This window comes from Pseudomonas sp. MD195_PC81_125, assembly GCF_014060985.1.
Lineage (GTDB): Bacteria > Pseudomonadota > Gammaproteobacteria > Pseudomonadales > Pseudomonadaceae > Aquipseudomonas > Aquipseudomonas parakoreensis.
Genome location: NZ_JABULD010000181.1, coordinates 1 through 3,671 on the forward strand (window position 1 = coordinate 1; position 3,671 = coordinate 3,671).

Sequence of the window (3,671 nt, forward strand, 5' to 3'; positions counted from 1 at the left end):
CAACGTCAGGCTCGGGGTTTCCAGCGAGGCCACCGGTACGCGCAGTAATCCGCCGCGTAGTAAGCACTGGCGCGATGGTTGCCCGAAGCGCCGACACCGCCGAACGGCGCGCTGCTCGCGGCACCGGTCAGCTGTTTGTTCCAGTTGACGATACCGGCGCGGCTTTCCAGCCAGAACTGCTGATAGCGATCTTCGGAATCCGACAGCAAGCCAGCCGCCAGGCCATAAGCGGTATCGTTGGCCTCAGCGATCGCCGCAGCGAAATCGGCGTAGCGGATCACTTGCAGCAACGGGCCGAACAATTCTTCATCCGGACGCTCGGCCACCGCGGTCACATCAAGAATGCCCGGGGTCAGCAAGGCCGATTGCGCTTGTGGCTGCGTCATCGCCAGCAGCGACACCGCGCCATTGGCCAGCAGATGTTGCTGGGCATCCATCAGCGCTTTCGCCGCGCCAAGGGAAATCACCGAGCCCATGAACGGCGCCGGCTGTTGATCGAACGCACCGACTTCGAGGGTCGCGCTGACGTCCACCAGACGCTTGAGCAGGCTGTCGCCCCACGCGCCTTGCGGCACCAGCAGACGACGCGCGCACGTGCAGCGCTGGCCGGCGGAGATGAAGGCCGACTGAATGATCGTGTAAACGGCTGCGTCCAGATCAGCGACCTGATCGACCACCAGCGGATTGTTGCCGCCCATTTCCAGCGCGAGGATCTTGTCCGGACGCCCGGCAAACTGCTGGTGCAGGTGATTGCCGGTACGGCTCGAGCCGGTGAAGAACAGACCGTCGATGCCCGGGTTCGCCGCCAGGGCGATACCGGTTTCGCGAGCGCCTTGCAGCAGGTTCAACACGCCGGCCGGCAGACCGGCTTCGATCCAGCACTTGACCGTCAGCTCGGCGACTTTCGGCGTCAGCTCGCTTGGCTTGAACAGCACGCTGTTACCGGCCAGCAGCGCCGGCACGATGTGGCCGTTCGGCAAGTGGCCCGGGAAGTTGTAAGGGCCGAACACCGCCACCACACCGTGCGGCTTGTGGCGCAACACGGCGGTGGCGTCGCCCAGCGGGCCGCTCTTCTCGCCGGTACGTTCGCGGTAGCTCTGCACCGAGATCGCAATCTTGTTGACCATGCTGGTGACTTCGGTCGCGGCTTCCCACAGGGGCTTGCCGGTTTCCTCGCCGATGGTGCGGGCCAGTTCGTCGCTGTGGTTTTTCAGGGCGGCGGCAAAGGCTTCGAGGACGCTGATGCGCTCATCCAGCGAACGCCGCGCCCAACCCGGAAAGGCCTGACGCGCCGCCTGCACGGCGGACTCGACCTGAGCGACGCTGGCGCCCTCCCCCGACCACAGCACTTGCTGGGTCACCGGGTTCAGCGACTGGAAGGCTTCGCCCTGACCGGCCAGCCATTCACCTGCGATGTATAGCGAATTCATTATTTCGACTCCCGAGCAGCAGACAACGCCACGGCGCGCACTTGATCGCCGGCGTTGAGTTGAAGACGTTTGGCGGTCAGCGGATCGACCACCAGCGTGCCGGCGGCCAGACGGGCCGGGGCAGCCGTGATGCGGCAGTCTTCGCGTTTGCGGTTATGGATGATGAACGGCGTGGCGTCTTCGCCCGGCGTACCGATCGCCAGCACCAGCGCTTCACTGTCGCGGACTGCGCGGATCTTGCTGGTTTCGCACTCGATGGCCGGGCCGGCATCGAAGATATCGACGTAGCCCTGATAGCTGAAACCTTCGCTCTTGAGCATCGCCAGCGCCGGCTCGGTGTCCGGGTGCACCTGACCGATGACGTTGCGCGCATCCGGCGACAGGAAGCAGGTGTACAGCGGGAATTTCGGCATCAGTTCGGCGATGAACGCCTTGTTGCCGACGCCGGTCAGGTAGTCGGCCTGGCTGAATTCCATCTTGAAGAAGTGCCGACCGAGGCTTTCCCAGAACGGCGAACGACCGGCTTCATCGGAGACGCCGCGCATCTCGGCGATGATCTTGTTGCCGAACAGTTCCGGAAACTCGGCGATGAACAGCATGCGCGCCTTGGACAGCATGCGGCCGTTCAGCCCCGTGCGGTAATCGGCGTGCAGGAACAGCGAGCACAGCTCGGAGTTGCCGGTCAGGTCGTTGGCGAGGAACAGCGTCGGAATCTCGCGATAAATGTTCAGTTCTTGCGAGGCGCTGACGGTCAGGCCGACGCGGAAGTTGTACCACGGCTCACGCAGACCGACCGCGCCGGCGATGGCGGAAATCCCCACCACGCGACCGTTGTCGTCTTCGAGCACGAACAGGTAGTCCGCGTCGCCACGACCGGCTTCGCCGCGAAAGGTCTTCTCGGCCCAGCCGACCCGGTGGGTCAGGCGTTCTTCGTTGGCCGGCAACGTGGTCAGGCCGGTGCCGGTGCTGCGGGCCAGGTCGATCAGCGCGGATAAATCGCTGCTGCGTACGGGACGAACAATCATGCTATCTCCTCAAACGGGCCGCCTTCGCCACCCGTGAAACTCGCTAAGGCGTTAAACCGCCACCAGGCGCACGCTGGCACCTTCACCGACGCCCAGGGCTTCGGCTGCTTCCAGATCCAGGGTCACCGGTTTGCCCGGCGCGTAATCGAGTTCCAGCAGCACCGCGCGGTAATCCTGCAACTGCGCGTTGGCCACCAGATACTGGCGCCCGGCACCTTTGACCGGCTCGCCGATCTTCACCGGCACCACACGGCTCTGGGCGATCGAACGGATCCCCGAAACACGTGCATGCAGGGTCGGGCCACCGTCGAAAATGTCGATGTAGTGATCAGTCTCGAAGCCTTCGCGCATCAGGATGTCGAAGGTGATCTGCGCACGCGGGTGCACCTGGCCCATCGCTTCTTGCGCGGAATCCGGCAACAGCGGCACGTAGATCGGGTAATGCGGCATCAGTTCGGCGAGGAACGTGCGACTCTTCAGGCCACACAGGCGCTCGGCCTCGGCGTAGTTGAGGTCGAAGAAGTTGCGACCGATTGCATCCCAGAATGGCGAGTCGCCGTTCTCGTCGCTGTAGCCGACAATCTCGGTCACCACCGAATCGGCGAAACGCTCCGGGTGGCTGGCAACGAACAGCAGGCGACCACGGGAGTTGAGCTCGGCCCACGGCGACCCCACCAGTTCACGCTGCACGTAGAAACTGGTCAGCAAGCTGTTGCCGGTCAGGTCGTGGCATTGCGAAAGCACGTGGATCTTGTTGTGGATCTTCAGCTCGCGGGAGGCGTGGACGAAGGTCTCGTTGCGGAAGCTGTAGAACGGCTCCGAGTAACCGGCCGAGGCGACAATAGCCGAGCAGCCGACCAGTTTGCCGGTGGCGGTGTCTTCAAGAACAAAGAAGTAGCTCTCTTCACCGTTGAAGCTCACTTCGGCAGCAAACGAGGCTTCGCTTGCAGCGATCTTGTCGCTCAGACGTTCCACGTCATCCGGCAAGGAAGTGACACCAATCGGGCTATCCGCAGCCAGACGCTGTACCTCGCCCAGATCAGCCATTTGCGCAGGGCGCATCACCAGCATGGTGTCACTCCTTTCTCTTATAAAAATTTACTGAAAAAACACCGGAGACTGTGGAAGCGGGCTTTTGTGGTGAGGGGATTTATCCCCGATGGGGCGCGTAGCGGCCCTCAAAAAGCTTGGGGCTGCTGCGCAGCCCATCGGGGGA

At 63.2% G+C, this 3,671-nt stretch carries 2 protein-coding genes and 1 pseudogene; all 3 read right to left on the reverse strand.

The features are described 5' to 3' along the window. Positions 1–1,433, reverse strand: a pseudogene (gene astD / locus HT737_RS07850) (succinylglutamate-semialdehyde dehydrogenase); the annotation flags it as partial. After that, entirely contained in the window at positions 1,430–2,455 is a 1,026-nt protein-coding gene (gene astA, locus HT737_RS07855; protein WP_086794680.1) for an arginine N-succinyltransferase, read from the reverse strand. The pseudogene astD and the gene astA, both read right to left, overlap by 4 nt. A 51-nt stretch (positions 2,456–2,506) precedes the next feature. After that, positions 2,507–3,526, reverse strand: coding sequence for an arginine/ornithine succinyltransferase subunit alpha (gene aruF, locus HT737_RS07860; protein WP_025112905.1), 1,020 nt, complete (start codon positions 3,524–3,526; stop codon positions 2,507–2,509). Positions 3,527–3,671: the final 145 nt, after the last annotated feature.